This window comes from uncultured Serinicoccus sp., from assembly GCF_947500995.1.
Classification (GTDB): Bacteria; Actinomycetota; Actinomycetes; order Actinomycetales; family Dermatophilaceae; genus Ornithinicoccus.
Genome location: NZ_CANMUA010000009.1, coordinates 42,051 through 60,349 on the forward strand (window position 1 = coordinate 42,051; position 18,299 = coordinate 60,349).

The following is an 18,299-nucleotide window of genomic DNA, read 5'->3' on the forward strand; positions in this document are numbered from 1 at the left end:
GCGGGCGCCCGTACCACCTTGGTTAGGCTCGGCGGCGATGGACACGCAGACCTCGCCCGCCCCCGACCGCCGACGCCGCGTCGCCCTGGTCTTCGGCGGCCGCTCCGACGAGCACGCCATCTCCTGCGCCACCGCCGCGAGCGTGCTGCGCGCGCTGGACCGGCAGCGGTATGCCGTGGTGCCGGTCGGCATCACGCGCGAGGGTCACTGGGTGCTCGTGGACGACGACCCGCAGGCCCTCGACATCCGGGACGGCCGGCTGCCGTCCGTGTCCGACACCGGCCGGCGCGTCATCGTGCCGCTGGGGGGCGTGGAGCACGAGTGGACCTGGGTCGACGCCGCGGGCGAGGTGCACCCGATCGGTGAGGTCGACGTCGTCTTCCCGCTGCTGCACGGTCCGTTCGGGGAGGACGGCACCATCCAGGGCCTGCTGGAGCTGGCCGACCTGCCCTACGTCGGGTGCGGGGTGATGGCGTCCGCGGCGATGATGGACAAGCACGTCATGAAGGTCCTCTTCGCCTCCGCCGGGCTGCCCGTGGGGCCCTACGCGCTTATCACCGACCGGCAGTGGCGGCAGGACCGCGCCGCCGCGCTGGACGCCGCCTCCGGGCTGCGCTTCCCGGTGTTCGTCAAGCCGGCCCGGGCCGGGTCCTCCGTGGGGGTCGTCAAGGTGGAGCGCCCCGAGGAGCTCGAGGTCGCCGTCGAGAAGGCCCGTGACCACGACCCCAAGGTGCTGGTCGAGCAGGGGATCGAGGGGCGCGAGATCGAGTGCGGCGTCCTGGGCGGCCGGGGCTCGGGCCCGCCACGGGTCAGCGAGTGCGGCGAGATCGTCGTCTCCGGCGAGCACGACTTCTACGACTTCGAGGCGAAGTACCTCGACGAGGAGAGCGTGCAGATCACCGCCCCGGCCGACATACCGGTCGAGATCCGGGACGAGATCCACCGCATCGCCGCCCTCGCCTTCGACGTCGCCGACGCCGAGGGCCTGTCCCGGGTCGACTGCTTCGTCACCCCGCGCGGCGAGGTGGTGCTCAACGAGATCAACACCATGCCGGGCTTCACGCCCTACTCGATGTACCCCCAGGCCTGGGCCGCCTCGGGGATGAGCTACCCCGAGCTGGTCGACGAGCTCATCACCCTGGCCCTGGAGCGCCCGCTCGGGCTGCGCTGAGCTCAGCCATCGGCCGAGGAGCACTCCCCGAGGGTCTGCGGCACCGCCTCGGCGGCCTCGCCGAAGGGAGGCAGCAGCAGGGGGTGGCTGTCGTAGTCCGCCGGGACCAGCACCTCCAGCGCCGGCTCGCGCCCGTAGGTCGTGAACATCGTGCCGCCGTCGTCGAGCTGGGTGGCCACCCAGTCGACGCCGTTGACGTCGATGCACGGGTCGGTGGTCGGCCCGGGCGGCGGCTTGCCGCAGCGCGCGACGATGGGCGGGTCCCCCCAGGCCGCCACCCCCTCGGACTGCACGGCCGTGACCCGCGCCTCGTACGGCCCGATCGTGCTGGGCCAGTGGCGCGCCACCTCCTGGCACGGCGCGGAGTCGGCGGCGTCGAAGGGCACCGCCCGCACCGCCTCGTCGCCGCACCCGCCCAGCAGGAGCGCCACGACGATGGCGGTGGCGGGCAGGAGGCCCCTCAGAGCTCGACGACCGTGCACGTCGTCGTGCGGGTGATGTCGGGGACCTCGAGGACGCGGGCGATCACCCCGCGGCCGAGCTCGGCGACCGTGGGCGCCTGCACGACGGCGATGACGTCGTAGGGCCCGGCGACGTCCTCGGCGCTCACCACCCCCGCGAGGCCCCGGAGGGTGCGGGTGACCTGCGCGGACGCCCCGACCTGGGTCTGGACGAGCATGTATGCCTTGACCACGGCTTCCTCCTGATCCGGCTCGGTGGGTGGGAGGCTACCGTGCGGGGGTGGACGCGAGCGAGGACGGTGGACGGGCGGGTCCCGGTGGCGGCGCGAGGACCGGGCCGGTGCTCGGGGAGGTGGGGGAGCGGGGCGTCCTCGCCGAGGTCTTCGCCGCCCTCGCCGACCAGCCGGCCGACGGCGTGCTCGTAGGTCCGGGCGACGACACGGCATACCTGCGGGCGCGGCGGGGAGCGGTGCTCGCGACCACGGACACCATGGTGCTCGGTCAGGACTGGCGCGACGACTGGTCGACACCGCAGGACGTGGGGGTCAAGGCCACCACCCAGAACCTCGCCGACATCGCCTCGATGGGGGGAGCGGGCACCGGTCTGCTCGTCACCCTCGCGGCGCACCCGCGGCTGCCCCTGGCCTGGGCGCGCGGCCTCGCGGAGGGTCTGGCGTGGGCGTCGCGACGCAGCGGCGTCCCGGTCGTCGGGGGCGACCTCAGCGCGGCGCCGGCCGGCGTGGTGATGCTCGGCGTCACCGCGCTGGGCGAGCTGCCGGACGGGGTGGAGCACCCGGTCCTGCGCGACGGCGCCCGTCCGGGCGACGTGCTCGCCGTCTCCGGGCCGCTGGGCCGCTCGGGGGCCGGGCTCGCGCAGCTGCTCGACGGGCGCGCCGAGGGGCCGTGGGTGGACTACCACCGGCGCCCCTGGACCGACCTGGGGCAGGGACCGCGGGCCGCGCTCGCGGGGGCGTCGTCGATGATCGACGTGTCTGACGGGCTGGTCCGCGACGCCGACCGGGTGGCCCGCGCCAGCGACGTGCGGATCGACCTGCGGCCCGGGGCGGTGGACGTCCTCGCCGCCGGCCTCGACGGGGTGCCCGCCGAGGCCGCCCGCCGGGCGGTGCTCGGGGGCGGGGAGGAGCACGTGCTGCTCGCCACCTTCGCCCCCGACGCCGTGCCGTCCGGGTGGGTGCCCCTCGGTGACGTGGAAGCGTGCGGCCGGGGCGAGGCTGCCGGGGTGTGGCTCGGTCCGGACCGCCTCGACCCGGCCCGAGGGGGCTGGGACCACTACGGCGGGTGAGGGGGGCGACGGGAACGACGGAGCCGACGGCACCCTGGAGGGTGCCGCCGGCTCACGAGCCTGCCGAGAGGAAAGGTCAGCGGGTGACCTTGCCCGCCTTCAGGCAGGAGGTGCAGACGTTGAGTCGCTTCGAGGTGCCGCCGATGGTGGTGCGCACGCGCTGGATGTTGGGGTTCCAACGGCGCTTCGTGCGGCGGTGCGAGTGCGAGATGCTGTGACCGAAGCTCGGTCCCTTGGCGCAGACGTCGCAAGTGGCAGCCACGGTGTTCTCCTGAAGGTCGTCCGGTGAGAGGTCGAAGGCCCGCGGCGTCGAGGCGCGCAGGCAACCGGAACAGCGTACCGGACGGCGCTCGCGGCGCCCAAATCCCGGCGTAGGTGCGTCGGTCGACGCTGCGCACGCGTTCGGAGGGCGCTGAGCGGACGTCCTGTGCGGGCTGAGCGCGCGTCCGGACGGCGCTGAGCGGACGTCCTGTGCGGCCTGAGCACGCGTCCTGTGCGGGGCTGCGGGGGTCGTCGGGGGCGGGCACTAGGTTGGGGGCGTGCCCGGACCAGCCCTCGACCTCGCGACCGCCCGCCGGTGGGCGATGACGGCGCGGCTGTCCCTGGCCGCGGCGCGCGAGCAGATCGACGCGCTCAACGTCTTCCCGGTGGCCGACGGCGACACCGGCACCAACATGTTCCTCACCCTCGACGGGGCCCTGGAGCACGTCCGGGTGCAGGTCGAGCTCGGTGAGGACACCGGGGGGCTGCGGGACGGGCTGCACCTCATCGCCCGCGGGATGCTGCTGGCCGCCCGGGGCAACTCGGGGGTCATCCTGGCCCAGCTCGCCCGGGGGCTGGCGGACGCCGTCGGCCCCGACGTCGAGGCGGTCGGCCCCGAGGAGGTCGCCGCGGCCTTCGAGCAGGCGGCACGCAGCGCCTGGGACGCCTTGGCGACACCGGTGGAGGGGACCATCCTCACCGTCGCCAGGGCTGCCGCCCAGGGTGCGCGAGGGGCGGTGCAGGCGGGGGAGGGCGACGTCGCCGAGGTGGTCGCGGCCGCCCTGGGCGCGGCCCAGGACGCGCTCGCCCGCACCCCCGAGCAGCTCGCCGAGCTGCGCGACGCCGGGGTCGTGGACGCCGGTGGGGCCGGGCTGGTGCTGGTCGTGGAGGCGCTGCACAGCGTGCTTCTCGACCTGCCGGCCGGCTCCGACGGCGAGGTCCCCGGCTGGTGGTCGACCGGCACCGGGCCGCCCGCTCGCGTGGGGTCGGAGGAGGCCGGCGGGACCGTCGAGGTCATGTTCCTGCTGACCGGCAGCGACCCGGAGCGCGCCGCGCGGCTGCGCGCCCACCTCACGCACGTGGGCGACTCCGTGGCCGTGGCCGGCGGGCCGCACGACTACCAGGTGCACGTCCACCTCGACGACCCCTCGGCCGCGCTCGAGGCCGGGGGACTGGCCGGTGTCGTGAGCGACGTCCGGCACACCTCCCTCAGCGGCGACGCGGCGGCCCACGGCGCGGGGGGCGACCCTCACTGCGGGGGCCCCTCCGGCGGCGGCTCGGCCGGCCTGCCCACCGGCCTCCAGGTGGTCAGCTGCGTGCTCGGTGACGGCGTGGCCGAGCTCATGGCGTCGGCCGGCGCGGTCCTCGTGCCCAGCGGGCCGCGGCGTCGCGCGTCGGCCGGCCAGCTCCTCGCCGCCATCCGGGCCTGCGAGTCCGAGGGGTTGCTGGTGCTCCCCAACGACGAGGACATGGTCATGGTGGCGCGGGCCGCGGCCGCGGAGGCGCGGCGCGAGGGTCTGGTGGTCGAGGTGGTGCCCACCCGCTCGCTGCCCGAGGGGCTGGCCGCCCTGGCCGTCCTGGACCCGGACGGGCGCCTCGAGGGTGCCGCGCGCGCGATGCGGGAGGCCGCCGGCGGGGTGCACGGCGGCGCGCTGACCCGGGCCGACCGCGGCGCCGAGACCCCCGTCGGTCCGTGCCGGCCCGGCCAGTGGCTCGGGATCGTCGACCACGCCATCGTCGCCGTCGAGGACGCCCTGGCGCCGGCCGCCGAGGCGGTGCTCGACACCCTCTGGCACCCCGGGGTCGAGCTGGTCACCGTGCTGCTCGGCGAGGGGGGCGACGCGCAGGTGCGTGCCGAGGTCGAGCGGCAGCTGACCGGGCGGACGGCCGGCACCGAGGCCGAGCTCTCCGTCCTGGACGGGGGGCAGCCGACCTACGCCGTGCTGATCGGGGTCGAGTGATGGCGCAGCGGCACCTGCGCGCCGTGGCGGACGGCGACCTCAACCCCCTGGACATCGGCCTGCGCGACGTCGTCGGGACCAGCGCCCGGATCCTCGAGCGGGCGCGCGGCATCCGCACCGTGGGGCAGCTGCTCGACTGGCTGCCCCGGACCTACCTCGACCCCACCCGCCCCACCGCCTTCCGCGACCTGCCGCACGGGGAGGACGTCGTCGTGGTGGGGACGGTCCGGGCCGCGACGACGCACCAGATGCGCAACCGCCGGGGCCGCAGGCTCGTCGTGGAGGTCGCCGACGACGCCGGCGGCACGATCGAGCTGACCTTCTTCAAGCCCTTCGGCCACCAGGAACGACTGCGGCCCGGGGTGCGGGTGGTGTGCTCGGGCCAGGTCGGGGTGTGGCGCGAGACCCTCCAGCTCACCCACCCGGACTACGCCACCCTGGGTGAGGACGGCGAGGGCGGCGCGCAGTGGCTGCTGGACGGGCTGGTCCCGGTCTACACGGCCACCAAGGGCCTGTCGCCGATCGTCCACGGCCAGTGCCTCGAGCTGGTCCTGCACCACGTGGAGCAGCTGCGCGACCCCGTCCCGGAGGAGGTGCGCCGGGAGGTGGGGCTTCCGGGGCTGCTCGAGGCCTACCGCCTGGTGCACCGGCCGCGCACCGAGGCCGAGCACCGCCACGGCCGCTGGCGGCTGAAGTTCACCGAGGCGTTTACGGTGCAGGCCCAGCTCGCCCGGGTCCGCCGCTCCGCCGAGGCCGTGCCCGCCAGCCCCCGCGTCCCGGCCGTGGACGGCCTCGGGACCCGGCTGCGGCACCGGCTCCCCTTCGAGCTCACCGAGGGGCAGGAGACCGTGCTGGCCGAGCTCCTCGACGACCTGGCCCGGACGGTCCCGATGCACCGCCTGCTCCAGGGCGAGGTCGGCTCCGGCAAGACGGTCCTCGCCCTGCTCGCCATGCTGGCCGTCGTCGACTCGGGCGGGCAGGCGGCGCTGCTGGCGCCCACCGAGGTCCTCGCGGCCCAGCACCACCGGTCCATGTCCCAGATGCTCGGCCCGATCGCCGAGGCCGGGCTCCTGGGGGGTCTGGCCGAGGGCACCCGGATCAGCCTGCTCACCGGCAGCCAGTCGACCGCGGAACGCCGCACGTCGCTGCTCGCGGCGGCCTCGGGGGAGGCCGGCATCGTCATCGGCACCCACGCGCTCATCCAGGAGCACGTGCAGTTCGCCGACCTGGCCATGGTGGTCGTCGACGAGCAGCACCGCTTCGGCGTGGAGCAGCGTGACGCGTTGCGCGCCAAGGCGCCCGGAGGCACCGCCCCGCACGTCCTCGTCATGACCGCGACCCCGATACCGCGGACCGTGGCGATGACCGTCTACGGCGACATGGAGATCTCCACGCTGCGCGAGCTGCCCGGCGGCCGCCGCCCCATCCACACCTTCGTCGTCGACGGCCAGCGCCCCGACTGGGTGCGCCGCACGTGGGAGCGGGTCGCCGAGGAGGTCCGCGGAGGCGGGCAGGTCTATGTCGTGTGCCCGCGGATCGGCGACGTCGACGACCCGGACCTGCCCGGCACGGGAGGGGCTGGGCCCGGGCTCCCCACGGGTGCCGGGTCGGGAGGCGCCACCGGAGACGACGGCGCCGACCTGCTCGGGGCGCCGGACGTGCCGGGGGCGGTCCCGCCCGCCCTCCACGGCGTGCACCAGGTGGCGCGCTGCCTCCGGGGGCTGGCCGCGACGAGCGACCTGACCATCGAGATCCTGCACGGCCGCATGCCCGCCGAGGAGAAGGACGCCGTCATGGTGGCCTTCGCGGCGGGGCGCGTCGACGTGGTCGTCTCCACCACCGTCATCGAGGTGGGCGTGGACGTCCCCGACGCGACCACCATGGTGCTGCTGGACGCCGACCGGTTCGGCATCTCCCAGCTGCACCAGCTGCGGGGACGGGTGGGCCGGGGCGGCCGGCCGGGGCTGGCGCTGCTGCTCACCCAGGGGGAGGGGGTCGACCCGGCCGCCGTGGAGCGGCTGGAGCGGGTGGCGGCGACCACCGACGGTTTCGAGCTGGCCCGGCTGGACCTGGAGAGCCGCCGCGAGGGCGACGTGCTCGGGGCCAGCCAGAGCGGGGGGCGCAGCGGGCTGCGCTTCCTGCGCCTGGCCCGGGACGAGGACCTCATCGTCCAGGCGCACGAGGCCGCGTGGCGCACGGTCGAGGCCGACCCCGAGCTGGAACGGCACCCCGAGCTCCTCGAGGCCCTCACCCGGCTCGACGCCGCCCGGGCGGCCTTCCTGGAGCGGGGGTGAGCCGATGACCCGCATCATCGCCGGGACCGCCGGTGGGCGCAGCCTGCACACCCCGCGAGGCGCGCTCACCCGGCCCACCACCGACCGGGTGCGCGAGGCGGTGTTCTCCCGCATCGAGGCGCTGCTCGACCTCCAGGGCTGCGCGGTGCTCGACCTCTTCGCCGGGTCGGGTGCCCTCGGGCTCGAGGCGGTCTCCCGCGGCGGGGGTCGCCTCCTGGCGGTGGAACGCCACCGGGCGACCGCCCGGCTCGTCGAGCGCAACGCGGCCGAGCTGGGGCTCGCGGGGGTCGAGGTGCGGACGGCCCCCGTGGCCCAGGTGCTGAGGGCCGGGCCGCAGGGCGAGGTCTTCCACCTGGCGCTGCTGGACCCGCCGTACGACCTGGGGGAGGCCGAGCTCGGCGAGGTGCTGGCCGCGCTCGTCCCCTGGCTGGACCCGGACGGGCTCGTGGTCCTGGAGCGCAGCGCCCGTTCCCCGCAGCCGGACTGGCCCCCCGGGCTGGCCCACCTCGACACCCGCCGCTACGGCGAGACCGCCGTGCACCTCGCGGAGCCCGCCACCCCGGCGAGCGCCTGAGCCGGCCGTTTGCCAGGATCGGCCCATGACCTCATACACGATCCCCCGACCCGTCTCCGGTGACGTCGTCGACCTCTTCCTGGCCGACCACCGCCTCTTCGAGGAGCTCATGCGCGACCTGCGCGACAGCAGCTCGGACCGTGAGTCCGCCCGCCAGGCCTTCGCCGCGGTCCTCGTCGCGCACGGCGAGGCCGAGGAGGAGAAGGTCTACCCCCGGCTGCGTCGCAAGGAGGCGATCGACGAGCACGAGGCCGAGCACGGCGAGGAGGAGCACGCCGAGATCAACCGCGCGCTGCTCGACCTGCTCGAGTGCGCCGGCACCGACACCCAGAAGTTCGCAGACGCGGTCGAGGCGATGAACGAGGTGCTGCAGCACCACCTGACCGAGGAGGAGCTGACCATCCTCAACCCGGCCCGCGAGGAGGTCTCCGAGCAGGACCGCGCGGACCTGGGGGCGGCCTTCCTGGAGGTCCGGGGGCGCCACCTCGACCAGGGGGTCGGCATCGACCAGGTGCGCGCGCTGGTCGAGCAGGCCGAGAAGGACGGGCTGCTCGACGACGAGGACTGAGCCGCGGTCGTGGGACGCGCCGACAGTAGGCTCCGGGCATGACGACCCGACGCTGCGTGTGCCCCGGATCCTTCGACCCGGTGACCCTCGGTCACGTCGACGTCGTCGTGCGGGCCGCCGCGCTCTTCGACGAGGTGCTCGTCGCGGTGATGCACAACCCGGCCAAGCAGGGCACGTTCCCGGTCGAGCAGCGGCTGGAGCTCGTCCGGCAGTCGTTGCCGCAGGACATCTCCGCCACGGTCCGGGTGGAGGCGTATGCCGAGCGTCTGCTCGTCGACGTGTGCCAAGAGGTGGGCGCCCAGGCCGTGGTCAAGGGGCTGCGCGGCGGCACGGACTTCACCTACGAGCTGCCGATGGCCCTGATGAACCGCCACCTCACCGGGGTGGAGACCGTCTTCCTGCCCGGGGACCCGGCCCTGGAGCACGTCTCCAGCTCCCTGGTCAAGGAGGTCCACCGGCTCGGGGGCGACGTCTCCGCCCTGGTCCCGGCGCCGGTCCTGCACGCGCTGCGGCAGATTTGAGCCCGGACCACCCGCTCCGGTAGTCTGAGCAGTCGGTTTGTGTCCTTCCTGCCTCCGTGCCACGGATCAGGGCCGAACCCCGATCAGCAGGTCAGACACACGTGAGGGACTTTCAGCATGGCTGCCCAGCAGACGGAACGCGACTGGGTGTTCGACACCCGGGAGCTGGTCCGCCGGCCCGGCACGATGCGGGAGGTCTCTCGTGAGGTGACCACGACGGAGCCCCTGGGCACCGACGTCATCGCGATCCCCGCCGGTACGCCGGTCCAGGTGGATCTGCGGTTGGAGTCGGTGGTCGAGGGGATCCTGGCGACGGGGGAGGCCCAGGCCGTGGCGGTCGGGGAGTGCGTGCGCTGCCTGGACGAGATCGTCGAGCACCTCGACGTCCCCTTCCAGGAGCTGTACGCCTACCCGGACCGGGCGTCGCACCACCAGCAGGTGGCGGGTCGACCCGGGAGCGAGAAGGACGCGAGCGCCGACGAGGACGAGCAGCGGACTCTCGACGGCGACCTGATGGACCTCGAAGAGGTCGTCCGGGACGCCGTGGTGACCTCACTGCCCTTCCAACCGGTGTGCCGGGACGACTGTCCGGGACTGTGCTCCGAGTGCGGGGCACGCCTGGCCGACGACCCGGAGCACGAGCACGACGTGATCGACCCCCGGTGGTCGGCGCTGGCCGCGATGGCCAGCCCGGCCGACGACGACGAGAAGAGGACCTGACGTGGCCGTTCCCAAGCGGAAGATGTCCCGTTCCAACACCCGGCACCGCCGCTCGCAGTGGAAGGCCGCCCCGATCGCGCTGACCACCTGCCCGCAGTGCCAGGCCGTGGCGACCCCGCACCAGGCGTGCCCGTCCTGCGGCTCCTACGGCGGTCGGCACTACGCCGCCGCCGAGCGCACCGAGCACCAGGCCTGACGCGGACCGCGGTATGCGCCCCGTCGCCGAGCTCAACGACTACCTCGCCGAGGTCGTCGGTGAGCGGTGCGACGAGGCGCTGCTGCTGCGTGCCCTGACGCACCGGTCGTTCTCCTACGAGCACGACGGTCAGCCGCACAACGAGCGGCTGGAGTTCCTCGGTGACTCCGTGCTGGGGGTCGTGGTCACCGACACGCTCTACCGCACGCACCCGGACCTGTCCGAGGGCCAGCTGGCCAAGCTGCGCGCCGCGGTCGTCAACTCACGCGCCCTCGCCGAGGTCGCGCGCACCATCGACCTCGGCCAGTTCGTGCTGCTCGGCAAGGGCGAGGAGGCGACCGGCGGCCGCGACAAGGACTCCATCCTCGCGGACACGACCGAGGCCGTCATCGGCTGCCTCTACGTCTCCCTCGGCCTGAGCTGGGCGGACGCGTTCATCCACCACGTCCTCGACCCGGTGATGGCGCGCAGCGCCGACCTGGGCGCCGGGCTGGACTGGAAGACCAGCCTGCAGGAGGTCGCCTCGGCGGCCGAGCTCGGGCCGCCCGAGTACGTCCTGGACGCCGAGGGGCCCGACCACGACAAGACCTTCACGGCCCGGGTGGTCGTCGGTGGTGAGGTCGTCGGCACCGGGGTGGGCCGGTCCAAGAAGCTCGCCGAGCAGCAGGCCGCCGAGCGCGGGTGGCGGCTGCTGACCGACCGGGCCGCCGCGATGGTCGCGACCGCCCCGGACGTGGACCCGGCGCTCGACACCCGGACGGACTGAGCCTCCCGTGCCCGAGCTGCCCGAGGTCGAGGTCGTCCGTCGAGGGCTCGCCGAGCACGTCGTCGGCCGCCGGATCCGCACCGCCCACCTGCTCGGCCAGCGGGTCGCCCGGCGGCACGAGGGCGGGCCGGCCGACCTGTCGGCACGGGTGTCCCGCGCCAAGGTCCTCGCGGCCGACCGGCGCGGCAAGTACCTCTGGCTGGTCCTGGACCCCCCCGACGACGACCCGCACGCCCTCGTCATGCACCTCGGGATGAGCGGCCAGCTGCTCGTGGAGCCGGCGGACGCGCCGCGGGAGAAGCACCTGCACGCCACCCTCGACTTCGACGACGACGGCCCGCAGCTGCGCTTCGTCGACCAGCGCACCTTCGGCGGCCTGGCCCTCACCCCGCTCCTGCCCGACGTCCACCGCCGGGCCGTCGGGCCCGGGTCAGGGCCGGCGCACGGGCACGGCATACCGCAGCCGGTCGCCCACATCGCCCCCGACCCGCTCGAGGACGCCTTCGACCGGCCGACCGTCATCCGGACGATGAAGTCCAAGAACGTCGCGGTGAAGAGGCTGCTGCTGGACCAGGGCGTCGTCAGCGGCATCGGCAACATCTACGCCGACGAGGCGCTCTGGCGCGCCGGGGTGCACGGCCGACGCCCCGCCTCGGCACTGACCCGCCCCGCGATCGGTCGCCTCCTGGACCACGCGGCCGAGGTCATGCGCGAGGCGCTGGGCCAGGGCGGCACCAGCTTCGACGCGCTCTACGTCAACGTCAACGGCGCCAGCGGCTACTTCGACCGCTCGCTGGACGCCTACGGCCAGACCGGCCGCCCGTGCGCACGCTGCGGTACCGCCATCCGGCGCGAGGAGTTCATGAACCGCAGCTCGCACTACTGCCCGCGGTGCCAGACCGTGCCGCGGGCCCGCACCTGAGCCCTCACCGGTCCGACGGCGGGTCCCCGGGGTCCGTGGAGGGGGGAGCCGCCGGGCCCTCGGGAGTCTCGGGCGTCTCGTCGGACCGGCGACCCTCGACCTCCTCGCGGGCGAGGTTCTGCCGGCGCAGGCGCTCCTTGCCGGCGTCGGAGAAGACGCGTACGCCGCGCGCGACCAGGTCGGCCACGTGCACGGGGGTCCACCGGCGCAGCGGCAGCCGCTGCCACCGGGGCGTGGCCGTCTGACCGATCGCGGCGAGGAGCACGCAGGCGAGGAGGACGAAGAGGAGCAGCTGGGTCATCGCGGTGCCATCCTGCCTCAGGTGTGCAGCGGGGCGCCTTCCTGGGGGTAGCGCACCCCCAGCTCGCGACGGGCGCTCTCCAGGATGGTCATGATGGCCACCGTGTCGGCGTGCGGGGCCAGCGGCGACTCCACCAGCCCCTCCCGCAGGCAGCGGTGCACCTCCTCGACCTGGTGCTCGTAGCCCCGCCGGTCACCGTCGACGGTCTCCTCCTCCTCGCCCCGGCGCAGGGTGAAGGAGGTGGGGTTGTTGATCGGGCCGTGCAGGGTGATCGACCCCTCCGTGCCCCGCAGGACCGTCTCGGTGGTGCCGTGGGACCGGGAGTCCGTCATGACCTGGGCGACGGCGCCCTGCTCCGTCATCCACTGCAGGGCCACCAGGGCGTCGGCGCCCGTGGGGACCTTCGAGCCCAGGACGTGCAGGTGGGTCGGGTGCCCGACGAGCAGGTGCGCCAGGGTCACGGGGTAGATGCCCAGGTCCAGCAGGGCGCCCCCGCCGTTGTCGAGGTCGAAGAGGCGGTGGGTCTCGTCGTAGTCGAACGGCACGGGGAACGCGGCGTGGACGCTGCGGACGTCCCCGATGGCGCCCGAGTGCACCCGGTCCCGCACGTCGAGCACGATCGGCTGGAAGCGCATCCACATGGCCTCCACCGCGAGCACCCCCGCCTGCCGGGCGGCCTCGAAGACCTCCTCGGTGTCGGCGACCGTGAGCGTGGTCGGCTTCTCGACGAGGACGTGCTTGCCGGCGGCGATGCAGGCCAGGGCCTGCTCGTGGTGGAAGGGGTGGGTCGAGGAGATGTAGACGACGTCGACCTCGGGGTCCTGCAGGAGCTCGTCGTAGCCGCCGTAAGAGCGCGGGATGCCGAACTCCTGCGCGAAGGCCCGGGCGCGCTCGCCGTCGCGCGCGGCGACCGCGACCGCCTCGCCACCGTCGACGGCGGCGATCGCCGCGGCCAGCTCACGGGCGATCCCTCCCGCGGCGAGCAGGCCCCACCGGACGGGGCGGTTCGCGACGGGGGCGTAGGCGGGGCTGCTGGCGGGTGGCTGCTGCATACCCCCACCGTAGTCTCGGAGGTGTGGAGCGTGCGCTGATCTTCGTCCGCGGTCGGGTCCAGGGTGTCGGGTTCCGGTGGTGGACCCGCTCCCGGGCGCTCGAGCTGGGGCTCGTCGGCCACGCCCTGAACCTCCCCGACGGCCGGGTCGAGGTCAACGCCCAGGGCGAGCGGGCCGCCGTCGACGCGCTCGTCGAGCTGCTGCGCGAGGACCCCTCGACCCGCAGCCGTCCGGGCCGGGTCGACGGGGTGGTGGTCCAGCACCACGCGGCGCGCGAGGGGACGACGGGGTTCGTCGAGCGCTGACCCGCCGGTGGGCCGGGCGGACGGCCGCGCGGCGGCGCTGCGGCGGCATACCCGCCAGGTATGTTGGCGGACGAGCCGTCCCGGGAGCCGAGAGCGAAGAGCAGGTCGATGTACGTCAAGAGCCTCACCCTCAAGGGCTTCAAGTCGTTCGCCTCGGCGACGACGATGCGGCTGGAGCCGGGCATCACGTGCATCGTCGGACCCAACGGGTCGGGCAAGTCCAACGTCGTCGACGCGCTCGCGTGGGTCATGGGGGAGCAGGGGGCCAAGAGCCTGCGCGGCGGCAAGATGGAGGACGTCATCTTCGCCGGGACCTCGGGACGCCAGCCGCTGGGACGCGCCGAGGTGTCGCTGACCATCGACAACACCGACGGCGCGCTGCCGATCGACTACACCGAGGTGACCATCACCCGGACGATGTTCCGCACCGGGGGCTCGGAGTACGCCATCAACGGCACCTCCTGCCGGCTCCTGGACGTGCAGGAGCTGCTCTCCGACTCCGGCATCGGGCGGGAGATGCACGTCATCGTCGGCCAGGGCCAGCTCGACCAGGTCCTCCGGGCCACCCCCGAGGAGCGGCGCGGCTTCATCGAGGAGGCGGCCGGGGTGCTCAAGCACCGCAAGCGCAAGGAGCGCGCGCTGCGCAAGCTGGAGACGATGGAGGGCAACCTCACCCGCCTGGCCGACCTCACCTCCGAGATCCGTCGCCAGCTGGGCCCGCTGGGGCGACAGGCCGAGACCGCGCGACGGGCCGCGACCATCCAGGCCGAGGTCCGGGACGCCCGGCTGCGGATCCTCGCCGACGACCTCGTGCAGCTGACCAGCGCGCTCGAGCAGGAGATGGCCGACGAGCGGGCGCTCGTCGAGCGGCGCACGGCGGTGCAGGAGGCGGCGCGGGCCGCCGACGCCCAGGTCGCCGGGCTCGAGCAGGAGCGCGCGGCCGCGGCCCCGGCGCTCACCGAGGTCCAGGACCGGTGGTACGCCCTGTCTTCGCTGCTGGAGCGCGTGCGCGCCCTGGGCGACCTCGCCGCCGAGCGGGTCCGGCTGCTCGGGGCGGAGGAGGAGGACCTGGCCGCCGAGGAGAGCGGCCGGTCGCGCCGTGGCCGGGACCCCGAGGAGCTGCGCGCCCAGGCCGCGCGGGTGCGCCAGGAGGAGGCGGACCTGCAGGCGAGGGTGGCCGAGCTGGCGCAGACGCTCGCCGACGCCGAGACCGCGCGCGCCGGGGCCGAGGACGCGCACGCCCAGGAGCAGGCGCGGCTGCAGCGGCTGGCCCGCGCCGCCGCCGACCGGCGCGAGGGTCTGGCCCGGCTCACCGGACAGGTCGCGGCGCGGCGCTCGCGGGTCGAGGCCGGGGAGGGTGAGATCGCCCGCTTGCAGCAGGTGGCCGTGGCCGTCGTCGAGCGGGCGGAGAAGGCCGAGCGAGACTTCGCGGCGCTGGAGGGCACCGTGCTCGACGTCGAGCACGGCGAGGAGGGGCTGGACGAGCACTACGAGCAGGCGGAGGAGCGCCGGGGCGAGGCCGAGGCGGAGGTCGAGCAGCTCACCGAGGAGGTGCGCGAGGCGCACGCCGAGCAGGCCCGCTGGCAGGCCCGCGTCGAGGCGCTGTCGATGAGCCTGCGGCGCACCGACGGCGCCAGCGCGCTGCTGGCGGCCGACGACGTGCAGGGGCTGCGGGGCACGGTGACCGACCAGCTCCAGGTGGAGGCGGGCCGCGAGGGCGCCGTGGCGGCCGCCCTCGGGTGGGCCGGTGAGGCGCTGGTCGTCGACGGTCTCGAGCCGGCCCGGGAGGCGCTGGCGTGGCTGCGCGAGGAGGACCAGGGACAGGCCGGTCTGCTCGTGCCCGAGCTCGTCGCGGGGGAGGCGGAGGACCGCTCGGGATGGCCGGACCTGCCGGGGTATGCCGTGTGGGCCGCCGACACGGTCCGCGCCCGGGACGGCGACGAGGCCCTGCTGCGCGCCGTCACCGGGCTGCTCGCCCGGGTGGCCCTCGTGCGGGACGCCGACGATGCCGCCCTGCTCGTGCGGGCCCTGCCCGGCGTCACGGTCGTGACCCCGGAGGGCGACGTCTACGGCCCCGGGTGGCTCCGCGGCGGATCCTCCGCGGCGCCCAGCCTGCTCGAGCTCACCTCGGCGCTGGAGGAGGCCCGGACCGGGGTGGCCGAGGCGGTGGCCCGCGCGGAGCGGGCGACCTTCGCGCTGGGCTCGGCCCGCGAGGACTTCGAGTCGGCACGGCGGGCGGCGGACCAGGCGCTCGACGCCCTGCACGACTCCGACGCCCGGATGACGGCGGTCGCCGAGCAGCTCTCCCAGCTCGGGCAGACCATGCGCACCGCCCGCGCCGAGCACGAGCGCGCCACCACCGCGATCACCACCGCGGAGGAGTCCCTCGCGACCACCCGCCAGGAGCTCGCCGAGCTCGAGCAGCGGCTCGCGGACGCCGAGGAGCTCGCCACCCAGGAGGGCACCGACGACCCGGACACCACGCAGCGGGAACGCCTGGCCGAGGAGGCCGCCCGGGCCCGCAGCGCGGAGACCGAGGCCCGGCTCGCGCTGCGCACCCAGGAGGAGCGCGTCACCGCGCTGGCCGGGCGCGCCGACAGCCTGGAGTCCGCGGCGGCCGGCGAGCTGGCCGCGCGCCGCCGCGCCGCCGAGCGCCGCGAGCGCCGCGCCCGGGAACGGGCGACGGCCCAGGCCGTGGGCGTGGGGGCGGCATACCTGCTGGAGCGCTGCACGGCCGTGCTCGAGGAGGCCACGGAGGAGCGGGAGCGGGTGCGGGCCGAGCAGGCCGAGCGCGACCAGGCGCTCGCGGCGGCCCGGCAGCGCGCCCGCGAGCTGGCCGACGACCTGCGCGACCTCACCGACTCCGTGCACGCCGACGAGATCGCCCGGGCCGAGCAGCGGCTGCGCATCGAGGCGCTTCAGACGCGCTCCGTGGAGGAGCTGGGGGTGCCCCCGGAGACGCTGGTGGAGGAGTACGGCCCGCACCTGCCCGTGCCGCACATCCCCGGGCCGGACGACCCCGCGCCCGAGGACCCGGACGCCGAGGCGCCCGAGCCGCAGCCCTTCGTCCGTGAGGTGCAGGACAAGCGGCTGCGCCGCGCCGAGCGCCAGCTCGCGCAGCTCGGCCGGGTCAACCCCCTCGCGCTGGAGGAGTTCGCGGCGCTCGAGGAACGGCATACCTTCCTCACCGAGCAGGTGGAGGACCTACGGCGCTCCAAGGAGGACCTGCTGGAGATCGTCCGTTCGGTGGACGAGCGGGTCGAGCGGGTGTTCACCGAGGCCTTCCACGACACGGCCGCGCAGTTCGAGCGGGTCTTCTCCCGGCTCTTCCCCGGCGGCGAGGGGCGCATCACCCTCACCGACCCCGAGCACATGCTCACCACCGGCATCGAGGTGGAGGCCCGCCCCCCGGGCAAGAAGATCAAGCGGCTCTCGCTGCTGTCCGGCGGGGAGCGGTCGCTGACCGCCGTGGCGCTCCTCGTGGCGATCTTCAAGGCCCGCCCGAGCCCGTTCTACATCATGGACGAGGTCGAGGCGGCGCTCGACGACACCAACCTCGGTCGCCTCATCACGCTCTTCGAGGAGCTGCGCGACTCCAGCCAGCTCATCGTCATCACCCACCAGAAGCGGACGATGGAGATCGCCGACGCCCTCTACGGCGTCTCGATGCGCGGGGACGGCGTGACCACCGTCGTCAGCCAGCGCATCAAGGACGTCGCCGCCGACGGGGTCGAGCCCCCCGCGCGCTCGCCCGAGCCGGCCCCGGCATGACCGTCGTCTTCGGCGGGGCCGAGTTCCCCGCCTACGTCATCGACGACGAGACGCTGCGCGAGGAGCTGCTGGACGAGGAGGAGACCCGCGAGTGGGTCGAGGAGACCCCGCAGGACCCGCACGCCGTCGCGCTGCTGCGGATGCTCGGCGAGCTGGATGCCGCCCTCCTCTCGGGGCTGGACCGTCTGCACGAGCGGGAGCCGGGGACCTCGGCGTGGGCGACGGCCGCCGTCCGCCTGGCCCACGTGCACCACTGGCGCGGGGAGTTCGTCGAGGCGCACGAGCTGCTGGACGCGGCGCAGGAGGTCCTGGCCGACGACGACGCCAGGACCGCGCTCGTCCACCAGCACCGCGCCAAGGCGCTCTTCGACGAGGGCAGGTATGCGGAGGCGCACGAGGTCGCCGTGCGTGCCCTGCGGCTGCGGGAGCGTGCCGGGGACCCCGGGCTGGTGGCCTCGACGCGGCAGACGCTGGGGCGCATCGCCCGCGAGCTCCCGGCCTGAGGGGGGCCGTCGGAGCGTCCCTCGGGGTCCTGCCGTGCCTGCGGTGCGGCCGGACCACGCGGCCGTCCCTGTGAGCCCGCTCACGATCGGCGCGACACGCGCGGGACACGCCGTGCGCGTGTTCGTCCCCGCGTGCCCGGGCGCGGCACACTGGCTCCATGCTTGCACTTGTCCTGGCCATGCTGATGTGTGTCGCCCTGGGCGCGGGGGTCGTGGGGTACGTCATGATCGAGGCCCGACGCGAGGGGCGGGGCCAGTTCTGGACCCCTGAGGGGGAGGAGCTCATCGCGGGTGCCCGACGCCGGGGCGAGCAGGTCCGCAGCCGGGGGGAGCAGCTCGGGCGGTCCGCGGCCGAGCGCACCCAGTCCATCCGCCAGCCGCGCCGCCAGCCGCAGGCCGGGGCGGACGACGCCACCGCCGGGGCGAGCGCCGCCGCGTCCGGTGCCCCCGCGGCCGGCAGCGGCCCGGCCGTCGCCGCGCCGGGTCAGGCCGCGCCGGGTCAGGCCGGCACCCGTGCGGGGTCCCCGGCCTCCGCCGGTGGCGAGGACGCCCACGCGCCGTCGGACGGCGAGGAGTCCCGGGCCGAGGACGTCCGTGCGGAGGAGTACCGCGCCGCCAGCTGAGCCGACCGATCCCGTTCGGGGCGGGC

20 protein-coding genes are annotated in these 18,299 nt (G+C 75.1%); 15 read left to right on the forward strand and 5 right to left on the reverse strand.

All coding sequences use genetic code 11. The features are described from left to right. Positions 1 to 37 precede the first annotated feature (37 nt). A complete protein-coding gene (locus Q0967_RS14280; RefSeq protein ID WP_298750948.1) occupies positions 38 to 1,171 on the forward strand; it encodes a D-alanine--D-alanine ligase family protein in 1,134 nt (377 codons plus the stop codon). Between the two features lie 2 nt (positions 1,172 to 1,173). Here the strand turns inward: Q0967_RS14280 and Q0967_RS14285 are convergent, their stop codons facing one another. Together Q0967_RS14285 and Q0967_RS14290 are read right to left on the reverse strand one after the other, a co-directional pair. Beyond that, complete coding sequence (locus tag Q0967_RS14285; RefSeq protein WP_298750949.1) at positions 1,174 to 1,602, reverse strand: DUF3515 family protein; 429 nt, start codon at positions 1,600 to 1,602, stop codon at positions 1,174 to 1,176. Positions 1,603 to 1,631: 29 nt separating this feature from the next. Beyond that, positions 1,632 to 1,865, reverse strand: coding sequence for an Lrp/AsnC ligand binding domain-containing protein (locus Q0967_RS14290; RefSeq protein WP_058892507.1), 234 nt, complete (start codon positions 1,863 to 1,865; stop codon positions 1,632 to 1,634). 47 nt (positions 1,866 to 1,912) lie between these two features. Here Q0967_RS14290 and Q0967_RS14295 point away from each other — a divergent pair, with 47 nt between their 5' ends. Further along, complete coding sequence (locus Q0967_RS14295; RefSeq protein ID WP_298750954.1) at positions 1,913 to 2,935, forward strand: thiamine-monophosphate kinase; 1,023 nt, start codon at positions 1,913 to 1,915, stop codon at positions 2,933 to 2,935. A 76-nt stretch (positions 2,936 to 3,011) separates the two neighbouring features. Here Q0967_RS14295 and rpmB read toward each other — a convergent pair whose 3' ends face one another. Next, complete coding sequence (gene rpmB / locus Q0967_RS14300) at positions 3,012 to 3,197, reverse strand: 50S ribosomal protein L28 (protein ID WP_083519004.1); 186 nt, start codon at positions 3,195 to 3,197, stop codon at positions 3,012 to 3,014. 277 nt (positions 3,198 to 3,474) lie between these two features. On the opposite strand from rpmB, the gene Q0967_RS14305 reads away from it, so the two are divergent. The 9 genes from Q0967_RS14305 (at position 3,475) to mutM (ending at position 11,718) form a co-directional block, all read left to right on the forward strand. Further along, positions 3,475 to 5,157, forward strand: a complete 1,683-nt coding sequence (locus Q0967_RS14305; RefSeq protein WP_298750958.1) for a DAK2 domain-containing protein — start codon at positions 3,475 to 3,477, stop codon at positions 5,155 to 5,157. Continuing rightward, positions 5,157 to 7,451, forward strand: coding sequence for an ATP-dependent DNA helicase RecG (locus tag Q0967_RS14310; RefSeq protein ID WP_298750960.1), 2,295 nt, complete (start codon positions 5,157 to 5,159; stop codon positions 7,449 to 7,451). Before Q0967_RS14305 ends, Q0967_RS14310 begins: the two co-directional genes overlap by 1 nt. 4 nt (positions 7,452 to 7,455) lie before the next feature. Further along, positions 7,456 to 8,025, forward strand: coding sequence for a 16S rRNA (guanine(966)-N(2))-methyltransferase RsmD (gene rsmD / locus Q0967_RS14315; RefSeq protein WP_298750962.1), 570 nt, complete (start codon positions 7,456 to 7,458; stop codon positions 8,023 to 8,025). Positions 8,026 to 8,050: 25 nt separating this feature from the next. Further along, positions 8,051 to 8,593 (forward strand): hemerythrin domain-containing protein, encoded by a 543-nt coding sequence (locus tag Q0967_RS14320; RefSeq protein ID WP_298750965.1) that lies wholly within the window; start codon positions 8,051 to 8,053, stop codon positions 8,591 to 8,593. Positions 8,594 to 8,631: 38 nt separating this feature from the next. After that, complete coding sequence (gene coaD / locus Q0967_RS14325) at positions 8,632 to 9,114, forward strand: pantetheine-phosphate adenylyltransferase (protein WP_298750967.1); 483 nt, start codon at positions 8,632 to 8,634, stop codon at positions 9,112 to 9,114. A gap of 117 nt (positions 9,115 to 9,231) precedes the next feature. Continuing rightward, on the forward strand, positions 9,232 to 9,834 hold the full coding sequence (locus Q0967_RS14330) for a DUF177 domain-containing protein (protein ID WP_298750969.1): 603 nt from the start codon (positions 9,232 to 9,234) through the stop codon (positions 9,832 to 9,834). A 1-nt stretch (position 9,835) separates the two neighbouring features. After that, entirely contained in the window at positions 9,836 to 10,030 is a 195-nt protein-coding gene (rpmF, locus tag Q0967_RS14335; RefSeq protein WP_130014886.1) for a 50S ribosomal protein L32, read from the forward strand. Between the two features lie 13 nt (positions 10,031 to 10,043). Further along, complete coding sequence (rnc, locus tag Q0967_RS14340) at positions 10,044 to 10,796, forward strand: ribonuclease III (protein ID WP_298750977.1); 753 nt, start codon at positions 10,044 to 10,046, stop codon at positions 10,794 to 10,796. 7 nt (positions 10,797 to 10,803) lie between these two features. Beyond that, positions 10,804 to 11,718, forward strand: a complete 915-nt coding sequence (gene mutM / locus Q0967_RS14345) for a bifunctional DNA-formamidopyrimidine glycosylase/DNA-(apurinic or apyrimidinic site) lyase (protein ID WP_298750979.1) — start codon at positions 10,804 to 10,806, stop codon at positions 11,716 to 11,718. A 4-nt stretch (positions 11,719 to 11,722) separates the two neighbouring features. Here the strand turns inward: mutM and Q0967_RS14350 are convergent, their stop codons facing one another. Beyond that, positions 11,723 to 12,019, reverse strand: coding sequence for a hypothetical protein (locus Q0967_RS14350; RefSeq protein WP_298750981.1), 297 nt, complete (start codon positions 12,017 to 12,019; stop codon positions 11,723 to 11,725). Positions 12,020 to 12,036: 17 nt separating this feature from the next. After that, positions 12,037 to 13,071 carry a Gfo/Idh/MocA family protein gene (locus tag Q0967_RS14355; protein ID WP_298750983.1) on the reverse strand — a complete coding sequence of 345 codons (1,035 nt, stop codon included), beginning with the start codon at positions 13,069 to 13,071 and terminating at the stop codon, positions 12,037 to 12,039. Between the two features lie 23 nt (positions 13,072 to 13,094). Here Q0967_RS14355 and Q0967_RS14360 point away from each other — a divergent pair, with 23 nt between their 5' ends. The 4 genes from Q0967_RS14360 to Q0967_RS14375 all read left to right on the forward strand — a co-directional run bounded on the left by Q0967_RS14360 (position 13,095) and on the right by Q0967_RS14375 (position 18,273). Further along, complete coding sequence (locus Q0967_RS14360; protein WP_298750985.1) at positions 13,095 to 13,376, forward strand: acylphosphatase; 282 nt, start codon at positions 13,095 to 13,097, stop codon at positions 13,374 to 13,376. Between the two features lie 108 nt (positions 13,377 to 13,484). After that, positions 13,485 to 17,147 (forward strand): chromosome segregation protein SMC, encoded by a 3,663-nt coding sequence (smc, locus tag Q0967_RS14365; protein WP_298751273.1) that lies wholly within the window; start codon positions 13,485 to 13,487, stop codon positions 17,145 to 17,147. Continuing rightward, the gene (locus Q0967_RS14370; RefSeq protein WP_298750986.1) at positions 17,144 to 17,650 is read left to right on the forward strand and encodes a tetratricopeptide repeat protein; all 507 of its coding nucleotides are present in this window, start codon (positions 17,144 to 17,146) and stop codon (positions 17,648 to 17,650) included. The genes smc and Q0967_RS14370 overlap by 4 nt, the downstream gene beginning before the upstream one ends. Positions 17,651 to 17,808: 158 nt before the next feature. Beyond that, on the forward strand, positions 17,809 to 18,273 hold the full coding sequence (locus Q0967_RS14375; RefSeq protein WP_298750988.1) for a hypothetical protein: 465 nt from the start codon (positions 17,809 to 17,811) through the stop codon (positions 18,271 to 18,273). The last annotated feature ends 26 nt before the right edge of the window (positions 18,274 to 18,299 follow it).

Coding starts and splice junctions, on each gene's coding strand:
- Q0967_RS14280 (WP_298750948.1), top strand. CDS start 38: ATGGACACGCAGACCTCGCCCGCCCCCGACCGCCGACGCCGCGTCGCC.
- Q0967_RS14310 (WP_298750960.1), top strand. CDS start 5,157: ATGGCGCAGCGGCACCTGCGCGCCGTGGCGGACGGCGACCTCAACCCC.
- rsmD (WP_298750962.1), top strand. CDS start 7,456: ATGACCCGCATCATCGCCGGGACCGCCGGTGGGCGCAGCCTGCACACC.
- Q0967_RS14320 (WP_298750965.1), top strand. CDS start 8,051: ATGACCTCATACACGATCCCCCGACCCGTCTCCGGTGACGTCGTCGAC.
- coaD (WP_298750967.1), top strand. CDS start 8,632: ATGACGACCCGACGCTGCGTGTGCCCCGGATCCTTCGACCCGGTGACC.
- Q0967_RS14330 (WP_298750969.1), top strand. CDS start 9,232: ATGGCTGCCCAGCAGACGGAACGCGACTGGGTGTTCGACACCCGGGAG.
- rnc (WP_298750977.1), top strand. CDS start 10,044: ATGCGCCCCGTCGCCGAGCTCAACGACTACCTCGCCGAGGTCGTCGGT.
- Q0967_RS14350 (WP_298750981.1), bottom strand. CDS start 12,019: ATGACCCAGCTGCTCCTCTTCGTCCTCCTCGCCTGCGTGCTCCTCGCC.
- Q0967_RS14355 (WP_298750983.1), bottom strand. CDS start 13,071: ATGCAGCAGCCACCCGCCAGCAGCCCCGCCTACGCCCCCGTCGCGAAC.
- smc (WP_298751273.1), top strand. CDS start 13,485: ATGTACGTCAAGAGCCTCACCCTCAAGGGCTTCAAGTCGTTCGCCTCG.
- Q0967_RS14370 (WP_298750986.1), top strand. CDS start 17,144: ATGACCGTCGTCTTCGGCGGGGCCGAGTTCCCCGCCTACGTCATCGAC.
- Q0967_RS14375 (WP_298750988.1), top strand. CDS start 17,809: ATGCTTGCACTTGTCCTGGCCATGCTGATGTGTGTCGCCCTGGGCGCG.